This window comes from uncultured Anaerovibrio sp. (assembly GCF_947302755.1).
Classification (GTDB): Bacteria; Bacillota; Negativicutes; order Selenomonadales; family Selenomonadaceae; genus Anaerovibrio.
Map to the genome: position 1 here is coordinate 1 of NZ_CAMYWM010000213.1, position 2,560 is coordinate 2,560.

General features: G+C 50.9%; 4 protein-coding genes. All 4 read left to right on the forward strand.

Annotation, left to right across the window (positions count from 1 at the left end):
- The coding region (locus Q0Y54_RS12595; protein ID WP_297968676.1) for a FliH/SctL family protein at positions 1 to 276 on the forward strand (276 nt) is incomplete at its 5' end.
- Positions 276 to 1,583, forward strand: coding sequence for a flagellar protein export ATPase FliI (fliI, locus tag Q0Y54_RS12600; protein WP_297968679.1), 1,308 nt, complete (start codon positions 276 to 278; stop codon positions 1,581 to 1,583). The genes Q0Y54_RS12595 and fliI, both read left to right, overlap by 1 nt.
- 25 nt (positions 1,584 to 1,608) lie before the next feature.
- Positions 1,609 to 2,058: a flagellar export protein FliJ gene (gene fliJ, locus Q0Y54_RS12605; protein ID WP_297968682.1), complete on the forward strand. Its 450-nt coding sequence runs from the start codon at positions 1,609 to 1,611 to the stop codon at positions 2,056 to 2,058.
- Positions 2,059 to 2,087: 29 nt separating this feature from the next.
- On the forward strand, positions 2,088 to 2,560 hold a 473-nt coding region (locus tag Q0Y54_RS12610; RefSeq protein ID WP_297968685.1), incomplete at its 3' end, for a lytic transglycosylase domain-containing protein.

Consider the following 2,560-nt stretch of genomic DNA (forward strand, 5'->3'; position numbering starts at 1 on the left):
CAGATGGTTCTGCCCCTGGTGCAGAATGCTTTGGAAAAGGTTAAGGATCAGCCTCAGGTCGTTGTCCGGGTTTCACCGGATGCCTATGAGCTGGTGCTTATGGGGCGGACTGATTTTATGTCCGCCATGGAGGGAAAGTGTGAGCTTTCCATTGAATCTGATGAAACCTTGAAGCTGGGTGATGTGGTGGTGGAATCCCCCAATGGAACCGTGGATGCTAAGCTTACCACTCAGCTTGAGGTAGTTGAACAGGCTATTAGGGATGTTATGAAATAATGGAAATCAACCTGAAAAAGTTTACTAACGCAGTTGAAAACAGCAAGCCTATGCGTATGATCGGCAAGGTGGTACAGATGGTTGGCCTGGTAATTGAATGCAAGGGGCCAAATGTGAGCATGGGTGAGCTGTGCTATGTCAAATCCCACTTTTCCGATGTGGAGCCCGTGCCGGCTGAGGTGGTAGGCTTCAGGGATGGTTTCGTTTTATTGATGCCCCTGGGGGATTCCAAGGGCATCGGGCCGGGCTGTGAGGTGGTGTCCGCCCAGAAGGTGCTCCAGGTCAAGGTTGGGCCGGAGCTTATGGGTCGGGTTATTGACGGCCTGGGCAATCCTATTGATGGCAAGGGACCGATTCTGTGCAAGGAGGAATATCCCCTTCAGGCCGATCCGCCGGCTCCCTTGGACAGACCGGTTATTAAGGAGTCCCTGTATGTTGGAGTAAGGGCCATTGATGGACTGATTACCATGGGACAGGGACAGCGTATTGGCATTATGGCCGGCAGCGGCGTGGGAAAATCCACTCTCCTGTCCATGATCGCCCGCAATACGGAAGCGGATATCAGCATTATCTCCCTGGTGGGAGAGCGTGGCCGTGAGGTAAAGGAGTTTATCGAGCGTGATTTGGGCGAAGAGGGCTTAAAGCGTTCTGTAGTAGTAGTAGCTACATCAGATAAGCCTGCCTTGGTGCGCATCAAGGGGGCCATGACCGCCACGGCTATTGCCGAATATTTCCGGGACAGGGGGCGGAAGGTCATCCTTATGATGGACTCCGTAACCCGTTTCGCCATGGCCCAGCGTGAGGTGGGGCTGACCGTCGGTGAGCCGCCGGCCACCAGAGGCTATACCCCTTCCGTATTTGCCCTGCTTCCAAGATTATTGGAAAGAGCCGGTACCAGCGAAAAGGGGTCCATCACCGGTATATACACTGTACTGGTGGATGGTGATGATATGAATGAGCCTATAGCCGATGCGGTGCGAAGTATTTTGGATGGTCATATAGTGCTGTCCAGAAATATAGCGGCCCAGAATCATTTTCCGGCCATAGACGTATTGGCCAGCGTATCCCGTGTAATGTCAGCCGTTGTGCCTGACGAACACATGAATGCCAACAGAAAGCTCAGAGCCCTTATGGCAGTATATAAGGATGCTGAGGATTTGATACATATCGGGGCCTACGTCAAGGGCTCCAGCCCGAAAATCGACGAGGCCATTCAGAAAATTGATAATATTAATGACTTCCTCTGTCAGGGCGTATTCGAGGTACAAAGCTTTGATGAAACCATAAAACGCCTGGAGGGTATTTGATAAACGCCGGTGGAGGCCGTAAGCCATGAAAAAATTCAGATTTCAGCTGGAAACCCTGCTAAAGGTTACCAAAATGAATAAGGATCAGGCTCAGGTTGAACTGGCCGGTGCCACAAAAAAGCTTGAAGAGGCAAGACAACATCTGGAGGAGCTGCTGGAGCAGATGGCCCAGGGCCACAAGGATTATGATGCCCTTACCAGCAAGGGAACCATTACTGTAGGAACCCTCATGACCTATAACAGCTTCTTCAATTATAAGCGTGAACAGATTGAACAGCAGCAGCATGTTATATTGGAATGCCAGGCCGAACGCCAGCGGCGCATGCAGGAGCTTGTAAAGATAATGAACAAGCTGAAGAGCATCGAGCAGCTGAAGGAAAAGCGGCTTCAGCAATATATGGCAGAGGTTCTTTTTGAAGAGCAGAAGGTATTGGATGAAATTGGCGGTCAGCTCTATTTCAGAAATATGGGTTAACAGCCTCTATATAGGTGAGGGTGATGAATATGATGAGAATAGAAGGCGTGGAAAGTGTTGTCCAGCGCATCAATGAGCTAAATGACAGATTTGGTATAAGCCGTCCGGCATATAATGCCAATGCGGTGGGAAACAACTCCTTTGCGGCCGAGTTAAAGGCTGCTGAGGGCAAGCTGGCTTCTGACCGGGATTTCAGCGGTACCAGGGTGGAGGCTGCCAGCATCGGTGGTGATACAGCCAGTCTGATAAATGCCGCAGCCGCCAAATATCAGGTGGATCCACGACTGGTATCAGCCATTGCCCAAACTGAATCCGGTGGAAATCAGGGAGCTGTATCCTCTGCCGGGGCCGTGGGGGTTATGCAGCTTATGCCTGATACCGCTGCTTCCCTGGGAATTGACCCATACAACAAGGCACAAAATATTGATGGAGGTACCAAATACATCAAGGAGATGCTTGATACCTTTAACGGCGATGTAAGGAAGGCGTTGGCCGCCTACAA

Excerpts from the sequence above, each read along its gene's own strand:
- fliI (WP_297968679.1), top strand. The coding sequence starts at position 276 with ATGGAAATCAACCTGAAAAAGTTTACTAACGCAGTTGAAAACAGCAAG.
- fliJ (WP_297968682.1), top strand. The coding sequence starts at position 1,609 with ATGAAAAAATTCAGATTTCAGCTGGAAACCCTGCTAAAGGTTACCAAA.